At 49.4% G+C, this 21,781-nt stretch carries 25 protein-coding genes and 1 riboswitch; of the genes, 14 read left to right on the top strand and 11 right to left on the bottom strand.

What is annotated here, in order from left to right; all coding sequences use genetic code 11:
- Position 1 precedes the first annotated feature (1 nt).
- Positions 2-739 carry a (Fe-S)-binding protein gene (locus P400_RS0101545; protein WP_026824566.1) on the bottom strand — a complete coding sequence of 246 codons (738 nt, stop codon included), beginning with the start codon at positions 737-739 and terminating at the stop codon, positions 2-4.
- 229 nt (positions 740-968) lie between these two features.
- Positions 969-2,252, bottom strand: coding sequence for an NCS2 family permease (locus P400_RS0101540; protein WP_026824565.1), 1,284 nt, complete (start codon positions 2,250-2,252; stop codon positions 969-971).
- Positions 2,253-2,496: 244 nt separating this feature from the next.
- Between P400_RS0101540 and P400_RS0101535 the strand changes: the two genes are divergently transcribed.
- The 5 genes from P400_RS0101535 (at position 2,497) to P400_RS0101515 (ending at position 5,304) form a co-directional block, all read left to right on the top strand.
- The gene (locus P400_RS0101535) at positions 2,497-2,730 is read left to right on the top strand and encodes a hypothetical protein (RefSeq protein WP_026824564.1); all 234 of its coding nucleotides are present in this window, start codon (positions 2,497-2,499) and stop codon (positions 2,728-2,730) included.
- A gap of 10 nt (positions 2,731-2,740) precedes the next feature.
- Positions 2,741-3,700, top strand: coding sequence for a LacI family DNA-binding transcriptional regulator (locus tag P400_RS0101530; protein ID WP_026824563.1), 960 nt, complete (start codon positions 2,741-2,743; stop codon positions 3,698-3,700).
- Positions 3,701-3,767: 67 nt separating this feature from the next.
- Entirely contained in the window at positions 3,768-4,049 is a 282-nt protein-coding gene (locus P400_RS0101525; protein ID WP_026824562.1) for a HesB/YadR/YfhF family protein, read from the top strand.
- 97 nt (positions 4,050-4,146) lie between these two features.
- On the top strand, positions 4,147-4,281 hold the full coding sequence (locus P400_RS15830) for a hypothetical protein (RefSeq protein WP_256442721.1): 135 nt from the start codon (positions 4,147-4,149) through the stop codon (positions 4,279-4,281).
- A 93-nt stretch (positions 4,282-4,374) separates the two neighbouring features.
- Positions 4,375-5,304 carry a manganese-dependent inorganic pyrophosphatase gene (locus tag P400_RS0101515; protein ID WP_026824561.1) on the top strand — a complete coding sequence of 310 codons (930 nt, stop codon included), beginning with the start codon at positions 4,375-4,377 and terminating at the stop codon, positions 5,302-5,304.
- A gap of 91 nt (positions 5,305-5,395) precedes the next feature.
- On the opposite strand, the gene P400_RS0101510 is transcribed toward P400_RS0101515, so the two are convergent.
- Genes P400_RS0101510 through P400_RS0101500 form a run of 3 tightly spaced genes read right to left on the bottom strand, consistent with a single transcriptional unit; the run spans position 5,396 to position 8,763 of the window.
- The gene (locus P400_RS0101510; protein WP_026824560.1) at positions 5,396-6,520 is read right to left on the bottom strand and encodes a DUF418 domain-containing protein; all 1,125 of its coding nucleotides are present in this window, start codon (positions 6,518-6,520) and stop codon (positions 5,396-5,398) included.
- Between the two features lie 20 nt (positions 6,521-6,540).
- Positions 6,541-8,094 carry an ABC-F family ATP-binding cassette domain-containing protein gene (locus P400_RS0101505; RefSeq protein ID WP_026824559.1) on the bottom strand — a complete coding sequence of 518 codons (1,554 nt, stop codon included), beginning with the start codon at positions 8,092-8,094 and terminating at the stop codon, positions 6,541-6,543.
- Positions 8,095-8,154: 60 nt separating this feature from the next.
- Entirely contained in the window at positions 8,155-8,763 is a 609-nt protein-coding gene (locus P400_RS0101500) for an NAD(P)-dependent oxidoreductase (protein ID WP_026824558.1), read from the bottom strand.
- Between the two features lie 126 nt (positions 8,764-8,889).
- A riboswitch (purine riboswitch) is annotated at positions 8,890-8,991 on the top strand.
- Between the two features lie 77 nt (positions 8,992-9,068).
- Here P400_RS0101500 and P400_RS0101495 point away from each other — a divergent pair.
- From P400_RS0101495 to P400_RS0101480, 4 genes are read left to right on the top strand one after another with little or no spacing between them, the layout of a single operon-like run.
- On the top strand, positions 9,069-9,650 hold the full coding sequence (locus P400_RS0101495) for a xanthine phosphoribosyltransferase (protein ID WP_026824557.1): 582 nt from the start codon (positions 9,069-9,071) through the stop codon (positions 9,648-9,650).
- A complete protein-coding gene (locus P400_RS0101490) occupies positions 9,647-10,951 on the top strand; it encodes a nucleobase:cation symporter-2 family protein (RefSeq protein WP_026824556.1) in 1,305 nt (434 codons plus the stop codon). The genes P400_RS0101495 and P400_RS0101490 overlap by 4 nt, the downstream gene beginning before the upstream one ends.
- A gap of 34 nt (positions 10,952-10,985) precedes the next feature.
- Positions 10,986-11,633, top strand: a complete 648-nt coding sequence (locus P400_RS0101485; protein ID WP_026824555.1) for an NAD(P)H-binding protein — start codon at positions 10,986-10,988, stop codon at positions 11,631-11,633.
- Positions 11,630-12,022, top strand: coding sequence for an RDD family protein (locus P400_RS0101480; RefSeq protein ID WP_026824554.1), 393 nt, complete (start codon positions 11,630-11,632; stop codon positions 12,020-12,022). The genes P400_RS0101485 and P400_RS0101480 overlap by 4 nt, the downstream gene beginning before the upstream one ends.
- A 21-nt stretch (positions 12,023-12,043) precedes the next feature.
- On the opposite strand, the gene P400_RS0101475 is transcribed toward P400_RS0101480, so the two are convergent.
- Positions 12,044-13,309 carry a purine/pyrimidine permease gene (locus P400_RS0101475; RefSeq protein WP_026824553.1) on the bottom strand — a complete coding sequence of 422 codons (1,266 nt, stop codon included), beginning with the start codon at positions 13,307-13,309 and terminating at the stop codon, positions 12,044-12,046.
- 73 nt (positions 13,310-13,382) lie between these two features.
- Between P400_RS0101475 and P400_RS0101470 the strand changes: the two genes are divergently transcribed.
- Entirely contained in the window at positions 13,383-14,087 is a 705-nt protein-coding gene (locus tag P400_RS0101470) for an alpha/beta hydrolase (RefSeq protein WP_026824552.1), read from the top strand.
- Between the two features lie 34 nt (positions 14,088-14,121).
- On the opposite strand, the gene P400_RS0101465 is transcribed toward P400_RS0101470, so the two are convergent.
- From P400_RS0101465 to P400_RS0101455, 3 genes are all read right to left on the bottom strand, one after another.
- Positions 14,122-15,300 carry an MFS transporter gene (locus P400_RS0101465; protein WP_026824551.1) on the bottom strand — a complete coding sequence of 393 codons (1,179 nt, stop codon included), beginning with the start codon at positions 15,298-15,300 and terminating at the stop codon, positions 14,122-14,124.
- 117 nt (positions 15,301-15,417) lie between these two features.
- The gene (locus P400_RS0101460) at positions 15,418-16,209 is read right to left on the bottom strand and encodes an endonuclease/exonuclease/phosphatase family protein (protein ID WP_026824550.1); all 792 of its coding nucleotides are present in this window, start codon (positions 16,207-16,209) and stop codon (positions 15,418-15,420) included.
- A 51-nt stretch (positions 16,210-16,260) separates the two neighbouring features.
- Positions 16,261-17,889, bottom strand: a complete 1,629-nt coding sequence (locus tag P400_RS0101455; protein ID WP_026824549.1) for a PTS transporter subunit IIBC — start codon at positions 17,887-17,889, stop codon at positions 16,261-16,263.
- Positions 17,890-18,109: 220 nt separating this feature from the next.
- Between P400_RS0101455 and P400_RS0101450 the strand changes: the two genes are divergently transcribed.
- From P400_RS0101450 to P400_RS0101440, 3 genes are all read left to right on the top strand, one after another.
- Positions 18,110-18,874: a TrmH family RNA methyltransferase gene (locus P400_RS0101450; RefSeq protein ID WP_051545919.1), complete on the top strand. Its 765-nt coding sequence runs from the start codon at positions 18,110-18,112 to the stop codon at positions 18,872-18,874.
- Positions 18,822-19,391 (top strand): GNAT family N-acetyltransferase, encoded by a 570-nt coding sequence (locus tag P400_RS0101445; protein WP_026824547.1) that lies wholly within the window; start codon positions 18,822-18,824, stop codon positions 19,389-19,391. Before P400_RS0101450 ends, P400_RS0101445 begins: the two co-directional genes overlap by 53 nt.
- A gap of 87 nt (positions 19,392-19,478) precedes the next feature.
- Positions 19,479-19,967, top strand: a complete 489-nt coding sequence (locus P400_RS0101440; RefSeq protein ID WP_235181815.1) for a hypothetical protein — start codon at positions 19,479-19,481, stop codon at positions 19,965-19,967.
- A gap of 24 nt (positions 19,968-19,991) precedes the next feature.
- On the opposite strand, the gene P400_RS0101435 is transcribed toward P400_RS0101440, so the two are convergent.
- Positions 19,992-20,489: a hypothetical protein gene (locus P400_RS0101435; RefSeq protein ID WP_026824545.1), complete on the bottom strand. Its 498-nt coding sequence runs from the start codon at positions 20,487-20,489 to the stop codon at positions 19,992-19,994.
- 111 nt (positions 20,490-20,600) lie between these two features.
- Here P400_RS0101435 and P400_RS0101430 point away from each other — a divergent pair, with 111 nt between their 5' ends.
- Positions 20,601-21,257, top strand: a complete 657-nt coding sequence (locus P400_RS0101430; protein WP_026824544.1) for a TVP38/TMEM64 family protein — start codon at positions 20,601-20,603, stop codon at positions 21,255-21,257.
- Between the two features lie 30 nt (positions 21,258-21,287).
- Here P400_RS0101430 and queF read toward each other — a convergent pair whose 3' ends face one another.
- Positions 21,288-21,776: a preQ(1) synthase gene (gene queF, locus P400_RS0101425; protein ID WP_026824543.1), complete on the bottom strand. Its 489-nt coding sequence runs from the start codon at positions 21,774-21,776 to the stop codon at positions 21,288-21,290.
- Positions 21,777-21,781 lie beyond the last annotated feature (5 nt).

The raw sequence follows: 21,781 nt of genomic DNA, 5'->3' as shown, positions 1-21,781 counted from the left end.
CTCATGCTTGCTTCACTCCTTCATTTAAGACTTCGGCAATATGCATCACTTTAATCGGATGTCCTTGTTTATGAAGACGTCCACCGATATTCATTAGGCATGAAGCATCAGCTCCAATCAACACCTCTGCGCCTGACTGTAAGATGGACTCGACTTTCTCATCCACCATCTGGACCGACACATCCGGCATTTTGACAGAGAACGTTCCTCCAAACCCGCAACAGTTATGTACGTTCTCAAGTGGAATCATCGTCAGACCGTCGACGTTCTCGAGCAATTTCCCGGGAGCTGCTTCAATTCCGAGGAGGCGAGTCATATGACAGGATGCATGGTACGTCGCCTTACTAGGGAACTTAGCACCGACATCGGTGACTTCGAGCACATCAACGATGAACTGCGTCAGTTCGAACGTTTTGGCGGCGTGCGCTTCTGCGCGTGGTCCCCACATCGGGTCATCTTGAAATAAATGTGGATAGTCGCGCATCATCATGACACAAGATCCTGATGGTCCGACGATATACTCTGCATCTGCCTTCTCAAACGTTTCAATCATGTGCTTGGCGATTTTCTTCGTTTCCTCATGATAACCACTATTATAGGCAGGTTGCCCACAGCACGTCTGTTCAAACGGGAAAGTCACATCGCATCCTAAATGTTCGAGTAGTTCGACTGTCGCTTTTCCGACAGATGGGAACAACGTATCAGATAAACATGTGACGAATAAAGCTACATTCGGCATAGCCATTCCTTCTTTCTTCTAAATGATAACGATTTCAACGTCATTATTTCATAAAGCGTAGGAAAGTGACAGAAAAATGGGGAGAAAAACTTATTTATTTGTAAAATACTGTCTAATTGATAACGCATCTCACTGAACCAATATTCATCTCTTTTCTGATATAAAACAGGGAAGGAGCACGTATAACAGAAAAAGATCCTCGTCACATGACAAGGATCTTCTGTCTAACTTATAGGAAGAACATTTCCAAAATGAAGAGTGCGCCGAACAAGTAGATGAGCGGGTGAACCGTCTCTTTGTTCATTGCTTTGAAGATTGGGTATAAGATGAACCCGAATGCGATTCCGCGTTCGATGCTTCCTGACAAAGGCATGATCAAAATCGTCATGAACGCCGGGAAGTATTCGCTAAAGTCACTCCAATCGATGTACCGGACATTCGTCAACATGAGCGCACCGACGATGATGAGGGCAGGAGCCGTGATCGCCGCTACGCCAGAAATGGCACCGATGAGCGGGCTGAAGAAGAGTGTCAATCCGAACAATCCAGCGACGATGGTCGTCGTGAGACCCGTACGTCCACCTTGGGCGACACCGGCAGCAGACTCGATGTATGCCGTAGACGGGCTCGTTCCGACGAGTGATCCACCCATTGTAGCAAGCGAATCGGCAAAGAGTGCACGGTGACCATTCTCGATCGTTCCGTCTTCTTTTAAGAGACCGGCTTGTTTTCCGACACCGACAAGCGTACCTGTCGTATCGAACAATGTGACGAGGAAGAACGAGAGGACGGCACCGAACAAACCGTATTGAATGACATCACTAAATGCCGTCACGGGGTTGACCATGAGTCCCTCCGGAAGCGTCGGCATCGCCGTGACACCGTCGATTTTTAAGATATCCATGAAGTATGCCGCAATCCCGGTAAGTACCATCCCGATGAGTAAAGAACCGGGTACGTTTCGTGAGAAGAGGAGTGCTGAGACGATCAAACCGCCTAGTACGAGTAGAACTTCTGGAGAAGACACGTCACCGAGACGCACCAAGTTCGCCTCATCGGCGACGATTAAGCCCGATAACTTCAAACCGAGTGAAGCGATGAAGAGCCCAATCCCGGTCGTGATGGCATGCTTCAACGAAGTCGGGATCGCTTGAATCAACTTCGTTCGAATCGGAGAGAGCGACAAAATCAAGAAGAATACGGACGAGACGAAGACGACACCGAGCGCGGCAGACGGGGCAATCTGCTCTTGGGCGACGAGCGTGTAAGCGAAGAATGCGTTTAGTCCCATCCCTGGCGCAACAGCGATTGGTAAGTTCGCATAAAACGCCATCAAGCCTGTCCCGATGAGGATGGCAATGATTGTTGCTGTGAAAGCTTGTGCGAACGGGATACCTGCGTCAGATAGGATCGCCGGGTTGACGACAGAGATGTACGCCATTGTGACGAACGTTGTGATCCCAGCGGTCACTTCTTGTTTAACATTCGTCCCATGTTGTTTCAGCTGAAAGATATTCATCGATAAAACTCCTTATTACAGTCTATTTCCGAACATTAATTGAAAAAAATGAGTAAATTAACGTTATCAACTTGATGACTATACAAAAATGTTCGATTCACGTCAATTGTTTTACGTAAAAAACATGGAAAATGAGGAATAGTAGTAAAAAATGTTCGGAAATTAACTTTTCTAAAAAGATGCTTGCTCTGAAACGCGTTTCAGAAGATACGGTATAGACAAAGGGAGGGGAACCGATATGAAGCCGACAACGTGGAAGACATGGTGCAGTGGAATCGTATACGAGCTCGTCATCAATCAGTTGTATACACCGTTTGGAAAAATGTTGTGTACCCGTTTCCGTGAAGAGTTTCTTCATTTACCGTTAGAAGAGCGCTTCCGTCTCGTTCAGGCGATCCGTTGCCAAGTCGTCGAAAGAGGTGACAGTCAGCAAGCAGAGTGGGTACACTATATGCAAAGACTGACAAGTTGAGGTGAGACGAATGGCGAATATTCGAGATATCGCAAAGCACGCTGACGTTTCGGTGACGACGGTTTCGCGCGTCTTGAACGAGCATCCGTACGTATCGAAAGAAAAACGGGCCCGTGTCCATAAAGCGATGAAGGAGCTCGGGTATTTGCGGAATCAACAGGCGTTGACGTTGTCGACAGGAAAAACGCAACGTGTTGTCGTCATCTTGCCTTACATGGATCATCCGTATTACGGTTTCTTCGTCAACGGACTCGCCAAGGCGGCGCTCGAACACAACTACCGACTCGTCATGTGGCAAACGGAGTATAAGCTGAGCGAGGAACGGCAAGCGCTTGATCTATTGAAGCATCGCGAAGTCGATGGGGCGATCGTCTTGTCGCACGAGATGTCCTTTAAAGAAATGGAGACGTACCGCGCTTACGGACCGATTGCTGTGGCGACCGTCGGTGCACCAGAGACGATCTCATCGATTCATGTCGATCATTACGCATCATTCGTATCCGGTATTCGTGTATTACAGAGTCACGGGTATGAGCAGATTGGTATGATTTTGTCGAGAAGCCATAGTCCGAGTTCCCTTGCGCGTCAGCAAGCCTATTTCGATGAAGTAGCGCATGCGCGTGAGCAATGGATTTGGACTGGGTATTTGACGAGCGAGGATGGCGTTCGGTTGGCTGAAACGTTCCTCTCTCAAAAAGAGCGTCCTCGAGCGCTCTTTTTCTCGTCTGATTATGTCGCCCTCGGATTTTTAGGAGAGATGCAACGAAGGCATATTGCCATTCCCGAAGAAGTCGCTATGCTCGGATTTGACGGGCATCCGATTGGTCGGGCGTTCGGACTGTCGACGATGCTCTCTCCGAATGAACAGATTGGCAGGCGTTTATTTGAAACGACGCTTGCCGAGATGAACGGTGCTCAACCTGAAACACATGGAATGACAGTCAGCTATCAAGTCGGGACAACACTTTAGGCAACTTCCTCGCTCGACTGTTTTGAAACGTTTAGAATGAAAGGAGTAGTCGAGAGGAGGAGATGTTATGAAGATTCAAGTAACAGAAGAAGCGCTCCAATGGTTCAAACAAGAGATGGAAGTCGAAGCGGGTCAAACGGTTCGTTTGTTTGCGAAATACGGGGGTTCGACAGACTTGACGCACGGTTTCTCCGTCGGGGTCATCACGGAAGACGTGAACAATGCGGCCGTTGAGACAGAAGAAGATGGAATCCGTTTCGTCGTGGCGGAACAAGATGAATGGTTATTCCAAGGCCAAGACGTGAAAGTCGAACTTCGCGAAGAAGAAATCGTCTTCGTACAAGCCTGACGTTTCAGTTTGTTTACGTTTGATGAAATATCGTTTCATGAAATCTAGCTTGGGGAACAGGTTACGACAAGTCAGATTTTCGAAAGGATGACGTGATATGTCAGACAAAGAAAAGCGTGAACAAGAAGAAAAAGAGAAGTTGAACCGAGATCAACCGGACATCTCCCACGAAGAGGATTCAAAAGGAGATCATTCCGACCTCGAAGAGACAGATGAAGACGAACAATCATAAGAGCCGACACGGCTCTTTTTGTTTGGGAATTGAAAGAAATGTCGTGGACGTTATAATGGATAAGGGAAAACTATTTAGTGAGGAGAATGAGATATGAGTACAGTACTAGTCTTCGGACATAAAAATCCAGATACCGATACGATCACGTCAGCGCTCGCCTATGCCGAGTTGAAGAAGAAATTAGGGATGGACGCAGAGGCAGTCCGTCTCGGTGAAGTGAACGGGGAAACACAATATGCACTCGATCACTTCCGCGTAAAAGCACCACGCTTGATCGAAGGCGTGAAAGGTGAGGCGGAAGAAGTCATCTTAGTCGACCACAACGAGTTCCAGCAAAGTGCGGACGGCATTGAAGACGTGCGAATCCTTGAAGTCATCGACCACCACCGCATCGCGAACTTCCAAACGGCAGACCCGCTCTACTATCGTGCGGAGCCAGTCGGATGTACAGCGACGATTTTGTTGAAGTTGTATAAAGAGCATGGCATCGACATTGCAGCGGACATGGCCGGTTTGATGCTTTCAGCCATCATCTCGGATTCGCTTCTCTTCAAATCGCCGACATGTACGGATGAAGACATCAAAGCAGCGAAAGAACTTGCAGACATCGCTGGCGTCGATGCGGAAGCATACGGACTTGAGATGCTCAAAGCCGGTGCGGACCTTAGCCAAAAAACGATTGAAGAACTCATCTCACTCGATGCGAAAGAATTCGCGATGGGTGACTATCGCGTTGAGATCGCGCAAGTGAACACGGTCGATGCGAATGATGTCTTGAACCGTAAAGAAGAAGTCGAAGCGGCCATCGCCAACACGGTTGCAGCGAAAAACCTAGACTTGTTCGTATTCGCCATCACGAACATTTTGACGAACGATTCGGAAGCCATCGTCGTCGGACCAAAACCAGAACTCTTCGAACAAGCGTTCAACGTGACGCTTCAAAGCGGATTGGCGACACTTCCAGGGGTCGTCTCGCGTAAGAAGCAAATCGTACCCGTTTTAACTGAAGCGGCAACAAAATAAAAACTCGAAGCCGTGGCCTCGAGCGGAACTGCAGACGTTCATACGTTTGCAGTTTTTGTTTTAAAAAAAGACCGGACAATAAAGTCCGATCTTAAGATGATTTTGTTTGTCTCCCATACGTCCCTAAACGCCACAGCTTCTCAAATGGTCCGTAACGGTGACCTTTTAGCCACCACATCGAGAAGAACGATTGGGCAATCAAAATAGCGATGCTGAGGAAAAAGCCTTCGGTTAAAGAAAGCGCCCCGTACGCCCCGAGCGCAATCACCGGCAAGACAATGATTAACGTATGTGTCAAATAGTTCGTGAGTGCCATCCGACCGAGCGCTTGGAGCGGTGCGAACGTGCGACCTTTTCGAACGGCGACCGTGAACAGGCAGACATATGTCGTGGCGAGTAGCTTCCCGGAAATCCATACGGCTGCTGAGTTCGTTGACATATAAGAGGCGCCATCACCGTAATGATGCCAGATGATGATTCCCCAGAATGGTATGGCTGCAATTGCGCAGATGGCAGCAGTCCGGGTCAACCCTTGGATACTCCAAGTCAGAAGCTTTCGTTCCCGTCCGATGAAGAGACCGAGTAAGAACAGACCGAGAATCTCGATTCCGACAAAAAGTGAATTTTGAATCATAGTAAAAATCTCGTTGTCGAATCGATAGTCTAGCCAAGGACCGAAGCCTGAATTAAAGACCGTCGGGAACGACTCTCCTAAATACATGTATCCAAAAGCCCACTCTACATAGATAGGGGCAACGTTGAATAGTAAGAAATTTACAGTCAACAGTCCCCATGCCCACGTCAGAATGGCACGGTTACTCAATCCGTAAAAAAGAGGAAGCAATAAGCCCCACATCGCATACGTATGAAGGATGTCACCCGACCAAATCGCCAAGTGCGCGAGACCGAACAAGAAAAGAATCAAGATTCGGCGTATGTAACGACTGACCGAATCGCCCCGGGCGTAAGAGCGCTCGAGGAAAATCGAAAAGCCGATCCCAAATAGGAGGGAGAAGATCGTATAAAATTTCGTCTGCACGAACAAGTCAAAGAGGGTGCGGACGAACAAGTCGCTTCCCGCATAGTCGGGGCGACCGAACATCCAGTCGCTCCCGAGCATGGTAGGAATATTGACGAGGAAAATGCCGCAGAGGGCAAACCCTCGGATAATGTCATACAAGATAATCCGTTCATTCGTTTGAATTGGGCCAGCCATACGACACGTCCTTTACTGAATTAGAATACTTTCGTCGTCCACGATTCACAGTTCCAGACGTCTGTGACGATATCCTCATAGAATTCTGGTTCGTGACTGATGAGGAGGACGCTTCCTTTGTACTCTTTCAACGCACGCTTCAACTCTTCCTTCGCGTCGACGTCCAAGTGGTTCGTCGGCTCATCGAGCAAGAGAAGGTTTGTCTCGTTATTAAGGAGTTTACAAAGACGAACTTTCGCCTTTTCCCCACCACTGAGGACCGAGATCTTACTTTCAATGTGCTTCGTCATGAGACCGCATTTCGCGAGCATCGCGCGCACTTGCTGTTGATTGAGTGACGGGAACTCGCTCCAAATTTCTTCGATACACGTGTTGTTGCTCGTTGCTGCTTCCTGTTCGAAGTAACCCATTTCAAGAAACTCGCCGCGTTCGACTGTCCCTTCAAGCGGGTTGATTAAGCCGAGTAAGCTCTTCAAGAGGGTCGTCTTCCCGATCCCGTTTGCACCGACGAGGGCGATCTTTTGACCACGCTCCATCTGAAGGTCGAGCGGACGTGAGAGCGGCTCATCATAACCGATGACGAGACCTTTCGCATCAAAGATGAGGCGTCCTGACGTACGGGCCTGCAAGAAACGAAACTCGGGTTTCGGACGATCTGCGCTCAATTCGATGACATCCATCTTGTCGAGCTTCTTCTGACGTGACATCGCCATGTTTCGCGTCGACACACGCGCTTTGTTTCGTGCGACGAAGTCTTTCAAATCGGCAATTTCGGCTTGTTGACGCTTGTAGGCGGCTTCAAGTTGCGAACGTTTCATTTCGTACACTTCCATGAACTTGTCATAATCCCCGACATAGCGGTTCAACTCTTGGTTTTCCATATGGTACACCAAGTTGATGACGCTATTTAAGAACGGGATATCGTGCGAGATCAAGATGAAGGCATTGTCATAGTTTTGGAGATAACGCTTCAACCATTCGATATGGACTTCATCCAAATAGTTGGTCGGCTCATCGAGGAGCAAGATATCTGGCTTCTCAAGAAGCAATTTCGCGAGCAATACTTTCGTACGCTGTCCGCCTGACAAGTCCGTGACGTCACGGTCGAGACCGACGTCTAAAATTCCAAGACCGCGTGCGACTTCTTCTACTTTCGCATCGATGATATAAAAGTCGTTTGAGTCGAGCGTTTCTTGAAGTTCGCCGACCTCCGCGAGCATGTCTTCCATCTGTTCAGGTGTAGCATCTCCCATCTCCATGTAGAGTTCGCCGATGCGCGTCTCCATGTCGATCAAGTATTGGAAAGCACCTTTCAAGACGTCACGAATCGTCATCCCGCGCTCGAGTACCGCGTGTTGGTCGAGATAACCGACACGGACGTTTTTCGCCCATTCGATTTTTCCTTCATCCGGTTGCAGTTTGCGTGTGATGATGTTCATGAACGTCGATTTTCCTTCACCGTTCGCTCCGACGAGACCGATATGCTCTCCTTTTAAGAGGCGGAAAGAGACATCGTTCAAAATAGCGCGGTCACCAAAGCCGTGGCTCAAGTTTTGTACCGTTAATATACTCATAATTCGTTTTCGTTCCTTTCAAAGTAAACTACCCGATATTGTAGCATGAATCGAACCAAATTAGTACGCCAGTCCGACCGACTCTCGTACGTGCTCTTCCTCTTCGATGGCGTGAAGCATAAACTGGGCGACATCTGCCCGTGAGATGTGCTTTCCGTTCTCCGGTACCTCGTCAATTGCCGTACGATAAGTCGAGGTGCGAGGACCGTCCGTCAATTGCATCGGTCGCACGATCGTATAATCGAATGACGAATTGCGCCATAAGTCCACGGCCCCCCGATGATCACGAAGCGGTTTCCGAAGCATGAACGTAATGGCTTTCCCTGCAAGTCCCGGGATCTCATTGTCGATACCGGCTGAGGCCAAATAGACGACGCGTGAGATGCCATTCGTCTTCATCGCTGGGACGAGCTTGTCCGTGACACTCGCTAAAAAGTCCGGGTCGCTCAAATCCGTTCCGAGACAACTGACGACTGCGTCGTGACCGTGCATCGCTTCCGTTAACGAATCGATGTCATATAAGTCGCCTTCGATGATTTCAAGTTGTGGCGTCCGAATCAGCTTTTTCTGTTCACGAACGAATGCGGTGACATCATGACCGTGCTCGATGGCTTGATCGATGAATTGATGTCCGGTCCGACCGGTTGCGCCTAATACGAATAACTTCATACGGGCAGGGCTCCTCTCTCATATCCAATATATACAGTATACAGCAGTTTCAGAAAAATCGAACATTTCACCGTTTGATTCCAACCTATTGCATTTCTCGTCAGCTCGTCTACAATAAGGTCTATCTTAAATAAATAGATTCGCACTCGTATATCAGCGGAAATATGGTCCGCAAGTCTCTACCGAACTACCGTAAATGGTTCGACTACGGGTGGCGCTTGTCGTATGCTATCGTTGATTTCCATGCGGTTCGTTGCCTCCCGATGAGGGGTGACGAATCGCATTTTTTATTGGAGGGGAAAACAATGAAGCAGTTAGAAGACAAAATCCGTGAAGAGGGTCGGGCCCTTTCCGACCAAGTGTTGAAAGTCGACGCCTTCTTGAATCATCAAGTCGACCCGGTACTCATGCAAGCCATCGGCAAAGATTTTGCAGAGCGTTTCAAAGACGCCAACATCGACCGCATCGTCACACTCGAATCGAGTGGGATTGCGCCGGCGATGATGACGGCGCTTGAGATGGGTATCCCGTTCGTATTCGCGCGTAAACGGAAATCGCTGACACTCCAAGATGATCTCGTGGAAGCGGACGTCTATTCGTTCACAAAACAAGAGACGAATCGGATCAGTTTGAGCCGACGCTTCGTCTTACCAGGCGAACGTGTTCTCGTCATCGATGACTTCCTTGCGAACGGGGAGGCGGCACTTGGTCTGACACACCTCGTGGAAGCGGCAGGTGCAGAGGTCGCAGGGGTTGGGATTGTCATCGAGAAGTCATTCCAACCAGGGCGCGATAAATTGATCGAGCGTGGCTATCGCGTCGAATCGCTGGCACGCATCGCGAAATTAGAGAAAGACCACATCTCGTTCGTGGAGGTCGTTCGATGAATACGTTCAAGACGGCAAGTCTCGGATTTCAGCATCTACTCGCGATGTACACGGGAGCGGCAATCGTTCCACTCATCGTCGGTGGTGCCATCGGGCTTGGTCCAACCGAACTCGCCTATCTCGTCGCAATTGATTTATTCATGTGTGGGGTAGCGACGTTACTACAAGTATGGACGACACGCTTCACCGGTGTCGGATTGCCGGTCGTCCTCGGATGTACGTTCACAGCGGTCGGTCCGATGATCGCTATCGGGAGCGCAAACGGGATCACGGCTATTTATGGCGCGTTGATTGCGAGCGGACTCATCGTCATCCTCATTTCTGGCTTTGTTGGCAAACTTGCACGCTTCTTCCCACCGGTTGTGCTCGGTTCGGTCGTGACAATTATCGGTCTCTCGCTAATTCCGGTTGCGATTAATGACATCGGTGGCGGGATGCCGGGCGAACCTGGGTTCGCATCCATGCAGAATCTCGGATTAGGTGGTTTAACGATTTTACTCATTCTAGTCTTGAACCGTGTCGGGACCGTCTTCACACGGGCCGCTGCCGTTCTCTTTGCCGTACTGATTGGAACGGGGGTCGCCGCTTCACTCGGGCTCGTCGACTTCAGTCCTGTCCGTGAGGCGGGTTGGTTCCAAATGGTCCAGCCGTTCTACTTCGGCACGCCGACATTCGACGTGTCCGCCATCCTCGTCATGACGCTCGTCGCCATCATCTCGATGATTGAATCGACCGGTGTATTCTTGGCGCTCAGCGATATCACGAAAAAGCCAATCGGTGCGAAAGAATTGACGAAGGGGTATCGTGCGGAAGGCGTCGCAACGATTCTTGGAGGGATTTTCAACAGTTTCCCGTACACGACGTTTAGTCAAAACGTTGGACTCGTCCAATTGTCAGGTGTGAAATCACGGCGTGTCATCTTTTGGACAGGTGGGTTGCTCATCTTGCTCGGCTTCCTTCCGAAAGTCGCCACATTCACGACGTTAATTCCAAAGCCGGTGCTCGGGGGAGCGATGCTCGTCATGTTCGGAACAGTCGCCGCTTCTGGAATTCGGATTCTGAGCCAGGTCGACTTTTCGAAAAACGAGAACTTGATCACAATTGCCCTCTCAATCGGTGTCGGACTCGGGATTACGGCAAACCCGGCTATCGTCGCAAACATGCCGGAGTGGCTGCAGTTGTTCACAGATAGCGCCATCGTAGCAGGTTCGTTCACAGCGCTCCTCTTGAACGGGTTCTTCCGTACGATGGACCGCTTCCGTCCCACGACGATCATTGCCGAGGAACGACAAGTCAGCTAGACTGAAGGAAATAGTAGTCTAGGAGGAGTCATAGATGGGGAAAACTGCACTTGTCGTAGGCGCGACCGGCTTGATTGGCCGCGAATTGGTTGAACAGTTGTTAGAAAGTGACCGTTATGATGCGGTCTGGATTGTCGTCCGACGCTCAAAGCGTTGGAGTCATCCGAAGCTACATGAGGTCATCGGATTCGAGGAGATGGATGCGGCGCTTCCACAGATCGACGACGTGTACTGTGCACTCGGCACGACGATTGCGGTAGCCGGCTCGCAGGAAGCGTTCAAACAAGTCGATTTAGAATTACCACTTGAAGTCGCTCGTGTCGCCAAGGCACATGGTGCGACGCGCTATGCAGTTGTATCGGCACAAGGTGCATCGTTGCGTTCATCTTTCTTTTACAACCGTGTGAAAGGGGAACTCGAGAACGCGTTACGCGTCTTCAACTTCCGTCATTTGATTATCGCACGTCCTTCTCTATTACTCGGAGAGCGTGATTCTTTCCGACTTGGGGAGAAAGCGGCCGAGGTCATCAGTCGACCGTTCCAGTCACTTTTGCTTGAGAAGACACCGGAAGTCGCACCGATTCAAGCGCTGCACGTTGCACGTGCCTTGATCATGGCGTCTGAAGAAGGTGAAGGAATCGAAGTGTTGACGTCGGGGATGATGCAGAGGATGAGCCGATGAATCCATTGACGAAGAAACGAACGAAAGCGGTCTTGATTGACAGTGTCATCGCAGGGTTCGTCAGTTATGGCGTAGAACAACTTGTTCGAAAGAAAGTGAAGAGCGAGTTCGTACATGCGGTCGTGACACCGACGCTATTAACGTATGTGATGGAAGCTTGCCAAATGAGTCGAGGAGGACAAACAATCGGCTATAAACTGATGGGGCTTGAATTGAAAAATGATGATGGCACGGCTGTGACGGCGAAACAGGCGTTACAGCGCGCCCTATATCGTGACACCTCGTCAGCAGTTCGTTATTTGAAAGACCGTGCGCATTTTGAACAAGAAGAAGGTTCCGTGTTACCGCACGATGCCCGTTACCATATGCATGTACGTGAAAAGAACTGACCTTTATGGCCAGTTCTTTTTTCAATCCTTGATTTTACTTAAGATGGCTGTCGTCAAGGCGACGATCGTTCCGAGGACGAGTCCGTTAGAGAAGACGGTCGCAAGGAGCGGTGGCAAATCATTCATCGAACCTGGTGGCAGAAGCATTGCTCCGGCGCCGATGACGAGCGGGAGACCGACCGTGAGAGAAGCCGTTGATTGTTTTAATTCAAAGGCTGCCTCATTGATTCCGATGATGATCATCGTCGCGATGAGCGGAGTCACAATCGCATAGCCGACAGCGGCCGGGATGCTCGCAATCAACGAGACGAATGGACCGATGAGTGCTAACCCCATCATGAGGGCGTGAGCAATCAGATGAGGGGCGCGTTGGACGCTCTCCGTCGAAGAGAGGAATCCGGCCGTCCCTGAAATAGCGACAGGACCCGGTGTACCGAAGAGACCGGCCACGATTTGACTGACACCACTGGCGACACCCGACGCGGGAACGTTCCCTTTGATTTCTCGTTTTTCACGAGAACTGACGATGCGCTCGATCAACTTGATATTCGCGAGTACGTTCGTCATGAGAAGCAAGGTGATGACGAAAGCCGTCGGCAACAAGTTCCAATCCCACACCCAATTTCCGAACGGAAGCAATTCCGGTACGAGGAAGAAGGATTCCGAACGAACGATTGGATTCCCGAGGTTGAGTAAGTGAAACAAACCGAATCCGACGAATAGTGTCATGACGAGTCCATATTGCTTGAAGCGACTTTGCTCGAGCGTGAGTGCGAACAAGACGAGCCCTGCCGTCGCGACGGCTTGGACGATGTTGATCCCGTCTTCCGTCACCCCGAAGCCACCTTTAATGACAGCCCCTGATAATTGGAGGACGAGCAAAATCATATAGACGCCGAGCACTTGCGGTGTAAACAGGGAAAGCATGCGTCTCAAGATACCGGTGACGGTCAACAATACACCGATGATCCCGCTCAAGAACAACATAAAACCGAGTGCCTGCAGTGTTTCTTGCTGACTTCCGTATAGGGCGGGACCGATTGATGCGTATAGGGTGAAGACACCCCACCAAATGCCGGCGGGCCCTTCGAGAATCGGGAGGCGATGCCCGAGCATCGTCTGGACGATGCTAAAGAGTGCGAAGATGAAGAGTGAGCGGGATATGAAGGTCATCGTCTCATCTGGTGACAGTTCAAACAAGGCGGCGATGGAGAGTGGTGGTACAATATTTGTAGCTAAAATAAAAATAAACCACTGAATCGTCGTGGTTACATTACTTCTGGTCATGGTGTCCCCCTGATCATGCTTTTTCTTATTAGTGTAACGTTATGATGAAGTGGATGCAAATGGAGGCTATATAATGAAGAAATTCTTTAAATGGGCAGGACTGGTAGTCTTGGGACTGCTTGTCATCGCGGTCGCTGGCTTTTTCATTTGGACACAGTTCACGTATGGACCGACCGATGAAGCGACGCAGTATGCGGAAGAAGGGACCTTGGTTGACAACCGTCTCGAGTTCGGCGACACGGCGAGCGAGGTCGGGGTCATTCTCTACCCAGGGGCAAAAGTCGAGAAAGAGGCGTATGCATATTATGGAACACGATTAGCAGAAGAGGGTGTCTTTGTCGCCATTCCGTCGCTTCGTCTTAACTTAGGCATTTTAGATATCGACGCAGCCGATTCAATCATCGAGGCACATCCGGAGATTGAACGCTGGGTCGTGGCCGGTCACTCTCTTGGAGGTTCAGCGGCATCGGGGTACGCGCTCGAACATCAAGAATTGGTGGAGGGTGTGATTTTCCTCGCCTCGTATCCGATCAGCTCGATGGTCGACAGTGACTTACGCGTATTATCGATCTCGGGTGAATTGGATGGGCTGGCTGTCCCGGAAGATATCGATGCGAGTCGAAGTGACCTTCCTGAAGATAGTCAATTCGTACAAATCGAATCTGGGAACCATGCGAACTTCGGGATGTATGGTCCACAAAAAGGGGATCAGGAAAGTCCTCTCACATCGAAAGAACAATTGGACGAAGTCCTATCCGCAATTCTCGAATGGTTATGAAAAACGTGCGCACCTGCATCGAGGTGCGCACGTTTTAGCGTTGGTCGAGCGAATAACTGATTGCAGTCAACCCGGCTGTGACGAGGGCGACCAATCCGCCGACGAGCGCGAGCGTCATGATCGGACTCGTCGCATAGACGACACCACCGAGAGCGGAACCGAGTCCAATTCCGACGTTACTTGCCACTGGCATGAGTGACGAGGCGAGACCTTTGGCGTTCGGATTGAACTTCTCTGCCAAATCAATCAAATAAATCTGAGTCGATGTCGTCAATAAAATTGCCATGAACGACATGAGTGCGATATTGAGAAGACCGAGCGTCACATTCGACGTCGTCACAAATAGCGCGGCCAGGACGAACGCCTGGACGAGAAAGACGAACCGTAGGCGTCCGATTGGATTGTGACTAGCGATTTTTCCGGCAGCGATATTACTGAAAATCGAAATGAATCCGTATGCGAATAAAATCGGACTGACCCAAGCGACCGGTACACCGAGTACATCTTTTAAAATCGGCACGAGATACGTATACACGACATACGTTGCCCCGAAACCGAACGCCGGAATCAGGAAGGCAATCAAAATGCGCGGATTCGTCAGCAATGTCAATTGTTCACGAAGTGATGCTTTTTCTTGAGACAACTGGTTCGGCAAGACACGATAAATGGCGATCCAGGCGACTGCACCGAGTGTAGTCGTTAATAAAAATGTGGATTCCCAACCTGCCTGCTGTCCGATAAACGTCCCGATTGGAACACCGAACACGTTAGCCATCGTGAAGCCACCGAAAATAAAGGACACAGCCACACCTCGTTTTGCTGGAGGGACGCTTTCACTGGCGACGAGCATGGCGAGCGAAATCAAGACACCTGTGACGACGGCCGTCAACATGCGTAAGACGAGTAACCATTCATAGAGTGGGGCCAGGCTGCTCAACAAGTTCAGAATAGTGAACAGAATGGTCAGACCGAGCATCAATTTACGTTTTGGGAGATGACTCGTCAAGGACATCATGATGGGTGTGCCGACGGCGAAGCTGATGGCGAATGCCGATACGAGACTTCCTGCCGTCGCGATGGAAATGGATAGACCGCTTGCGATATCAGGTAAAATCCCGACGATGACAAATTCACTCGTTCCGAGAACGAACGTTAGTAAGGAGAGGGAAAGGACTAGGATCCAGTCGCTTCGACTGAGCGAGCTCGTCTTCATGTTCAAACACTTCTTTCTATTTCATTCATTAGTAGTTAGACATCAGTCTTCTATCACGTTACAAGATTTTCCCCAAAAGAAAAACCCTTTTCTCCCAAGTCGGAAGAAAAAGGTGAATCAGCGCCAAAACACGGTCGCTTCGACACCGGCGTGGTCGGAGACGACGGGGCCGTTCTCGCCATCGAAGACGACGGCATGACGAGAGACGTGAATCGGTGCATTCGTCAATATCAAGTCGATGCGGAGCGATTTCTTGTTTTCATCCCATCCAGCGATTTTCCCTTGGACGGTCGCATCGCCTTCGCGTTCCGTTGCGAGATGGAACAAGTCTTGGAGCCCTTTCTCCATCAAATAATCGTATCCTTCGCCTCGAATGAAGGCATCGTTGTTGAAGTCGCCGAGTAGAAGCGCATGATCGTCATGCTCGACGTGACGTAGCAGTTCGTCGAGTTGATGCTTCACCGGTTCTTCTTCGTCATGCCACCACCCGAGGTGACACGAGTAGACGGTCGTCGGAGCATCTGCTCCTTCGATGACGGCTTTGACAATCTTGCGGGACTTGTAATTGTCAGGGTCCGTCGTCTTCGATACGAAGAATGAATCGGTCGATAGAAACGGCGTGCGTGACAAGATGGCGACGCCTTCCTCATAAATGTCATATCCGTAATGAGCAAAGTCCCATGTCATGTGATAGGGAAGGTCTAACTCTTTCAGGCGCTCGACGAGGACGTGTGCGAAATTGTTCTCACGGATGTTCCCGTAGAGGATTGGAGCCTCTTTATGTTGATTGACTTCTTGAAGCGCAATGAGATCGTACTCTTCGCTCGCAATGCGTTCGATGATGGCATCAATTTTCTCTTGTTGGCGGTCTTCTAACCAGGCATGACAATTAAGCGTTAAAATGTTCACGATAGTCCTCCTTTAGAAAAAGGCCAACTCTCGAGCGAGTTGGCCGGTAGATTATGCACCGATGACGTCTTGAATGTCTGATTTCAATACGTCGGCTTTCGGGCCGTAGATGGCTTGGACCCCACGGTCTTTCACAATCAGACCCATAGCGCCATTTTTCTTCCATTCTTGTTCGTCAGAGACGAGTGTGACGTCTTTAACGGTCACGCGAAGACGAGTCATACATGCGTCGACATCCTCAATGTTTTCTTCCCCACCGAGAAGCGTGATAATCCCCATGACTTGTTCGTTACCTGTCACAGATGACTTCTCTGTCGTCTCTTCCATGTAGTTCCCGTTACGTCCTGGCGTTGGCAAGTTCATCTTCTTGATGAAAAAGTTGAATACACCGAAGTTGAGGAAGAAGAATACGACAGAAACGAGAACGAAGTTGATCAAATCTTGAAGAAGTCCTGCTTTGACGATCATCGGGATGCGCGTCAAGAGTTCGATCGCACCGAAAGCGTGAACACGTAGGTCGATGATATCTGCCAAGGCGAAGGCAGCACCCGCCATGAGTGCGTAGACGACGTAAAGAACTGGTGCGACGAACATGAACATGAATTCGATTGGTTCTGTGACACCTGTCAAGAAGACAGCGAGTGCGGCTGACAAGAACATCGGCTTGTATTGTTCTTTTTTCTCTGCATCGACGTTACGATACATCGCATATGCGGCACCAATCAACGCAGCGAATGACAAGATGACTTGACCGACTTTGAAGCGGGCCGGAACGACATCAGCGAGAAGCGCGTTGTATGCGGCAGTATCACCAGCAGCACGCAAGTTGACGAGGTCCGTCACCCATGCCAACCAGAGCGGGTCTTGCCCGGCAACGACCGATCCAGCTGTCGCACCTGTTAAAATCGTATACGTTCCACCGAGTTCCGTGTAGTTCATTGGTACTGTGAGCATATGGTGTAAGCCAAACGGCAAGAGTAGACGTTCGAGTGCCCCGTAAATGAATGGGGCGAGTACTGGAGCCGTGTTACGAGATGTGGCAATCCACTCACCAAAGCTGTTGAGCGCCCCTTGAATTGTTGGCCATACAATCGATAGAACGATGGCAGCAACGACTGAACCAAGGATGACGACAAATGGTACGAAGCGCTTCCCGTTAAAGAACGAGAGGGCGTTCGGCAACTTGTTGAAGTTGTAGAAACGGTTATAAAGTGCACCACCGAGGAAACCGGCGATGATCCCGACGAACACACCCATGTTGAGGGCAGGTGAACCGAGTACAGATGTGAAGTAGTCCGCAACGACAAGGTTTGCACCGAATAGTGAATCGATTGTCGCTTCAGGGTCTTGAAGCATGGCGCCGTTGACACCAAAGATGGCTCCCGTGACACGGTTAATCAAAATGAAGGCGAGGAGTGCTGCGAACGCACCACCTGCACGATCTTTTGCCCACGAACCACCAATCGCGACTGCGAAGAGGATATGTAAGTTGACGATGATTCCCCAACCTAAATCTTCAATGATGCGAGCCGTCGTTAATAAAATACCGACATCTCCGGCTGACATTCCAATCAGTTTTCCAATCGAAATCATCAAACCGGCAGCTGGCATAACGGCGATGACGACCATTAAGGCCTTGCCAAGTTTCTGCCAGAAATCGAATGAGATCATTTTTTTCATACTATACGCTTCCTTCCTGTGAGGGAGTTTTGTCTATTTTTATGTTTGCCAATAGTGCAATCGCTTGCATGAATAATTGTAATCGATTGCATAAATTCGTGCAACCGTTTTCGCTATTTTCATTTTTTTCATTCTTTAAACAGATTGGGGTACATAGGGGCAAACTTGTCAGTCGAATCGAATCTAGCTACAATATGATAGGTTGAAGGGAGCGAGAAAGATGGGATGGAGACAGACTACATCTGCTTTGACGAAAGAGGAGCAGATTGAATTAAAAGAAGAGTTGCTACAGAAAGGTGTCTTATTGAAAGAGGATCTTCCTCTCTATGAGATGCTCATGCCGGACCGAATCAAACGGATGTATGAAGTATTAAATATACGAACGAACCATATCACGATTTTAACGGAAGGTGTGGACGATCCACACAACCAATCTGCCGTCTTACGTTCGGCCGATGCGTTCGGGGTACAGACATTACACGTGGTCGAAGGGCGAGCGAAGTTTAAACCGAACTCGATCATCGCCAAGAGCGCAGATCGCTGGGTGGACGTCGTAGAGCATGGCTCCATTGAAGAAGCGATTGACTCCTTAAAAGAAGGCGGCTATCAAGTGTATGCGACGGCATTAAGTGAGGAAGCAATCCCACTCGAAGAAGTCGATGTGTCGAAGCCAACCGTTCTTCTATTCGGGAATGAACATAGTGGTGTGTCGGAAGCGGCACTGAAGCAGGCGGACGGGAACTTTGTCATTCCGATGCAAGGGTACGTACAAAGCTTGAACATCTCCGTGGCGGCTGCGATCTCCTTGTATGATGTCACGACACGGTCTCGTCATATCGTGACGGATGGCTATGAACTGCCTGTCGAGGATCAAGCACGCATCTTTAAAGACTGGATGGTCAAGAGTCTACCGAAACGTTCGCTCGGACTATATAAACAAAAAGGCGTCACGGCTTTCGAACGGGAGACAGGAAATTCGGAATGAACGGCGAAAGGAAAAGACGTACGGAATCTTTGTCCAGAAACTGAAAGGGGATGGAACGATGAGTACGACGAGTTCATTTATCGTAAAAGATGTGACAAACAACTTTAAAGATTTTGAAGAGGATTTCTTCCGACTGTATCGTACGTTATATGGCGATCTCGATCAGTTACGATTTAAAGAGCGCCTGTATCGACACGCCAATCCGTTAGTGTTGCTGGCTTTCTCAGAAGATCAGCTAATCGGCTTTAAGATCGGCTATGAGGCAGAGCCTTATCGATTTTATAGCTGGGCGGGCGGCGTACACCCGGACTTTCAAAAGCATGGCATCGGTCGCAAGCTGATGGACACCCAACTCGAGTGGGTCGAAGCGCAAGGCTTCCATTCGATTCGGACGAAAGCACGCAATACGAACAAAGGAGTCATCATCTTGAACCTCCTTTGTGGATATGACATCATGGGCGCCTACACAGAAGATGGAGAGCCACGCATCATGATGGAGAAACAATTGAATAGTTGAATAAATGCCGCGGTCGTTTGATCGCGGTTTTTTGATGAAACCAATTCGAATGTGTAAACGTACATAAAGAAAAAGGAGTGATTTGGAATGACAGTGTTTGGATTTAGTGGAGATCCGTTTAGTAACTCGATAGGGGATTCATTCTTTAATGGGTTATTTGGCGTGTTTCCAATCATTTTCATGGTTGTGTTCGGTCTGATTATTTTTGCGTTTATCAAATCAGGAATGAACTATTCTAAAACATCAAGTACGTTGAAAGACTTACAGCGCTTCGCCTCGCAGCTCGCCGATGACCCAGACGACGATACGGCCGAACGATTGGCAGACTATTTACGAGGAATCGATTCCTTTTCCATTGAGCGTACACGCATGGAGCCGTTCCGTGTCGCGCTCGGGTGCTATCAACTGATTATGGAGTCTAATTCCATTCGTGAGGAGACGAAAGAGCGGGTCGACCGACAATATAAACGTCTCGGGATTTTGGACGGGGAGAAATTTGCCGATGAAGCACCCCCGCGTAGCCGTTCCTCGTCGAGTCACCACGACATCCATCACAATCACCATAATCACATGTAAAAAGCGAAGGGGTTCCTTCGCTTTTTACATGTATCGTGATGCATCAAATTCAATGTCTGCTTGATGACGGACAGCTTGGATGGCACTTTCGATTCGGATGGCCCGTTTCTTAATGTCACGTGCTTTCAAACGATATAGTTCTGGGTCGTACAAGGCATGTTTGATTACGGCGACCCCGTGTACATATTCTTTTTTCGGACGAAGTGACAACTTTTCATAAAGCCGTGCCTGAACACGTAACTGAATGGCGAGCTCAATCGCTTCGACGAGTGGGAGTGGACCGTCGTGTGTTTCGACGACGGATCGGACGTTCTCTTCTTGAATCAAGCGGTCGAGTTGGCGTAAGTCCAGACGGATGTGCTCAAGTTCCATCTCGATGTCTTGAAGAGAACGGGATTGAATCGTCGGAATGGATTCAGTCGCTTCGATTGAGATGAACGCTACGTTCTCAATCTCTTCGGTCAATGTATCGATTTGCTCATGGAGCAACTGTTTTAATATTAGGGCATCTGCAAGGTTCATATCGATTTCCTCCTTCTGCTTTTTCTAACCGTACCACATCGAGATGGTCGAAAAAAGGTGGATGACATCCTGGATTAGGGGAATAAAAACAAATAGGAAGGAGGCGGGACGATGAAAAAATGGAAAACACAGTGGATGATCGCATTCGTCCTACTCTTGTTCGGAACAGCGACGTTCCTGTATCAGTGGATTGACGTAAGTCCAGGCGACATTCGGGACTACATCATCCAATTCGGATGGTTGGCTCCCTTGATCTATATCATTTTATTCACCATTCGACCGCTCATCCTGTTTCCGACATCGGTCCTGTCGGTCGCCGGCGGTTTGGCATTCGGGATCATACCTGGCGTCATCTATACTGTCATCGGAGCGACGCTAAGTGCTCTCGTCGCTTATTATGTGGCTATCTATTTCGGCGATCGTTTCCTGCATCATTTTGAATCGACGAACTATGAAGCGATTCAACAAAAAATCGAAGAAGACGGATTCTTTTATGTCCTCATCTTACGCCTCATTCCACTCGTCAATTTCGATTTGGTCAGCTACGCTTCAGGTTTGGCGAAAGTAAAGGTGCCGGCGTATCTGTTTGCGACCGTCGTCGGCATGATTCCGGGGGCGTTCGCAAACAATTTTCTCGGAAGTAGTATCGCTAGCGGTGATTGGACGCTCATCGCCTTGGCATTCGGAATCATGCTCGTATTGACGCTCATCGCGACGGTGTTTCGTGAACCGATTAAACGACAGATTCATCGCTATCAAAAAAAGTAGGCGACCCCACATGGAGCGCCTACTTTTCAATTAACGATTGTCGATCGTCTCAGGGTAGAGGTCATGGTTGAACAGACGATGTTCTGCCATTTTTTCGTATTTCGTGTGCGGTTTTCCGTAGTTGTAGTATGGGTCGATCGAGATGCCGCCACGCGGTGTGAATTTACCCCACACTTCGAGATAGCGCGGCTCCATCAACTTGACGAGGTCTTTCCCGATGACGTTGATGCAGTTCTCGTGGAAGTCGCCGTGGTTACGGAAGCTGAACAAGTACAGTTTCAACGACTTCGACTCGACGAGCTTCTCATCCGGGATGTACGAAATGTAGATTGTCGCAAAGTCCGGTTGATTCGTAATCGGGCACAGGGACGTGAATTCCGGTGCGTTGAATTTGACGAAGTAATCATTCTCCGGGTGACGGTTCGGGAACGCCTCAAGTACGTCCGGTGTGTATTCAAAAATATAAGGGACGCTCTTCTGTCCGAGGAGGGAGAGGTCTTGTAAGTCTTCTGGTCTCATGTTCA

The organism is Exiguobacterium marinum DSM 16307 (assembly GCF_000620845.1).
GTDB lineage: Bacteria > Bacillota > Bacilli > Exiguobacteriales > Exiguobacteriaceae > Exiguobacterium > Exiguobacterium marinum.
This window is presented reverse-complemented; position numbering and strand designations above follow the sequence as displayed.

What these genes read in the sequence shown, in the direction of transcription:
- P400_RS0101545 (WP_026824566.1), bottom strand. Translation starts at nt 739, where the DNA reads ATGCCGAATGTAGCTTTATTCGTCACATGTTTATCTGATACGTTGTTC.
- P400_RS0101535 (WP_026824564.1), top strand. Translation starts at nt 2,497, where the DNA reads ATGAAGCCGACAACGTGGAAGACATGGTGCAGTGGAATCGTATACGAG.
- P400_RS0101530 (WP_026824563.1), top strand. Translation starts at nt 2,741, where the DNA reads ATGGCGAATATTCGAGATATCGCAAAGCACGCTGACGTTTCGGTGACG.
- P400_RS0101525 (WP_026824562.1), top strand. Translation starts at nt 3,768, where the DNA reads ATGAAGATTCAAGTAACAGAAGAAGCGCTCCAATGGTTCAAACAAGAG.
- P400_RS15830 (WP_256442721.1), top strand. Translation starts at nt 4,147, where the DNA reads ATGTCAGACAAAGAAAAGCGTGAACAAGAAGAAAAAGAGAAGTTGAAC.
- P400_RS0101515 (WP_026824561.1), top strand. Translation starts at nt 4,375, where the DNA reads ATGAGTACAGTACTAGTCTTCGGACATAAAAATCCAGATACCGATACG.
- P400_RS0101510 (WP_026824560.1), bottom strand. Translation starts at nt 6,520, where the DNA reads ATGGCTGGCCCAATTCAAACGAATGAACGGATTATCTTGTATGACATT.
- P400_RS0101505 (WP_026824559.1), bottom strand. Translation starts at nt 8,094, where the DNA reads ATGAGTATATTAACGGTACAAAACTTGAGCCACGGCTTTGGTGACCGC.
- P400_RS0101500 (WP_026824558.1), bottom strand. Translation starts at nt 8,763, where the DNA reads ATGAAGTTATTCGTATTAGGCGCAACCGGTCGGACCGGACATCAATTC.
- P400_RS0101495 (WP_026824557.1), top strand. Translation starts at nt 9,069, where the DNA reads ATGAAGCAGTTAGAAGACAAAATCCGTGAAGAGGGTCGGGCCCTTTCC.
- P400_RS0101490 (WP_026824556.1), top strand. Translation starts at nt 9,647, where the DNA reads ATGAATACGTTCAAGACGGCAAGTCTCGGATTTCAGCATCTACTCGCG.
- P400_RS0101485 (WP_026824555.1), top strand. Translation starts at nt 10,986, where the DNA reads ATGGGGAAAACTGCACTTGTCGTAGGCGCGACCGGCTTGATTGGCCGC.
- P400_RS0101480 (WP_026824554.1), top strand. Translation starts at nt 11,630, where the DNA reads ATGAATCCATTGACGAAGAAACGAACGAAAGCGGTCTTGATTGACAGT.
- P400_RS0101475 (WP_026824553.1), bottom strand. Translation starts at nt 13,309, where the DNA reads ATGACCAGAAGTAATGTAACCACGACGATTCAGTGGTTTATTTTTATT.
- P400_RS0101470 (WP_026824552.1), top strand. Translation starts at nt 13,383, where the DNA reads ATGAAGAAATTCTTTAAATGGGCAGGACTGGTAGTCTTGGGACTGCTT.
- P400_RS0101465 (WP_026824551.1), bottom strand. Translation starts at nt 15,300, where the DNA reads ATGAAGACGAGCTCGCTCAGTCGAAGCGACTGGATCCTAGTCCTTTCC.
- P400_RS0101455 (WP_026824549.1), bottom strand. Translation starts at nt 17,889, where the DNA reads ATGAAAAAAATGATCTCATTCGATTTCTGGCAGAAACTTGGCAAGGCC.
- P400_RS0101450 (WP_051545919.1), top strand. Translation starts at nt 18,110, where the DNA reads ATGGGATGGAGACAGACTACATCTGCTTTGACGAAAGAGGAGCAGATT.
- P400_RS0101440 (WP_235181815.1), top strand. Translation starts at nt 19,479, where the DNA reads ATGACAGTGTTTGGATTTAGTGGAGATCCGTTTAGTAACTCGATAGGG.
- P400_RS0101435 (WP_026824545.1), bottom strand. Translation starts at nt 20,489, where the DNA reads ATGAACCTTGCAGATGCCCTAATATTAAAACAGTTGCTCCATGAGCAA.
- P400_RS0101430 (WP_026824544.1), top strand. Translation starts at nt 20,601, where the DNA reads ATGAAAAAATGGAAAACACAGTGGATGATCGCATTCGTCCTACTCTTG.
- queF (WP_026824543.1), bottom strand. Translation starts at nt 21,776, where the DNA reads ATGAGACCAGAAGACTTACAAGACCTCTCCCTCCTCGGACAGAAGAGC.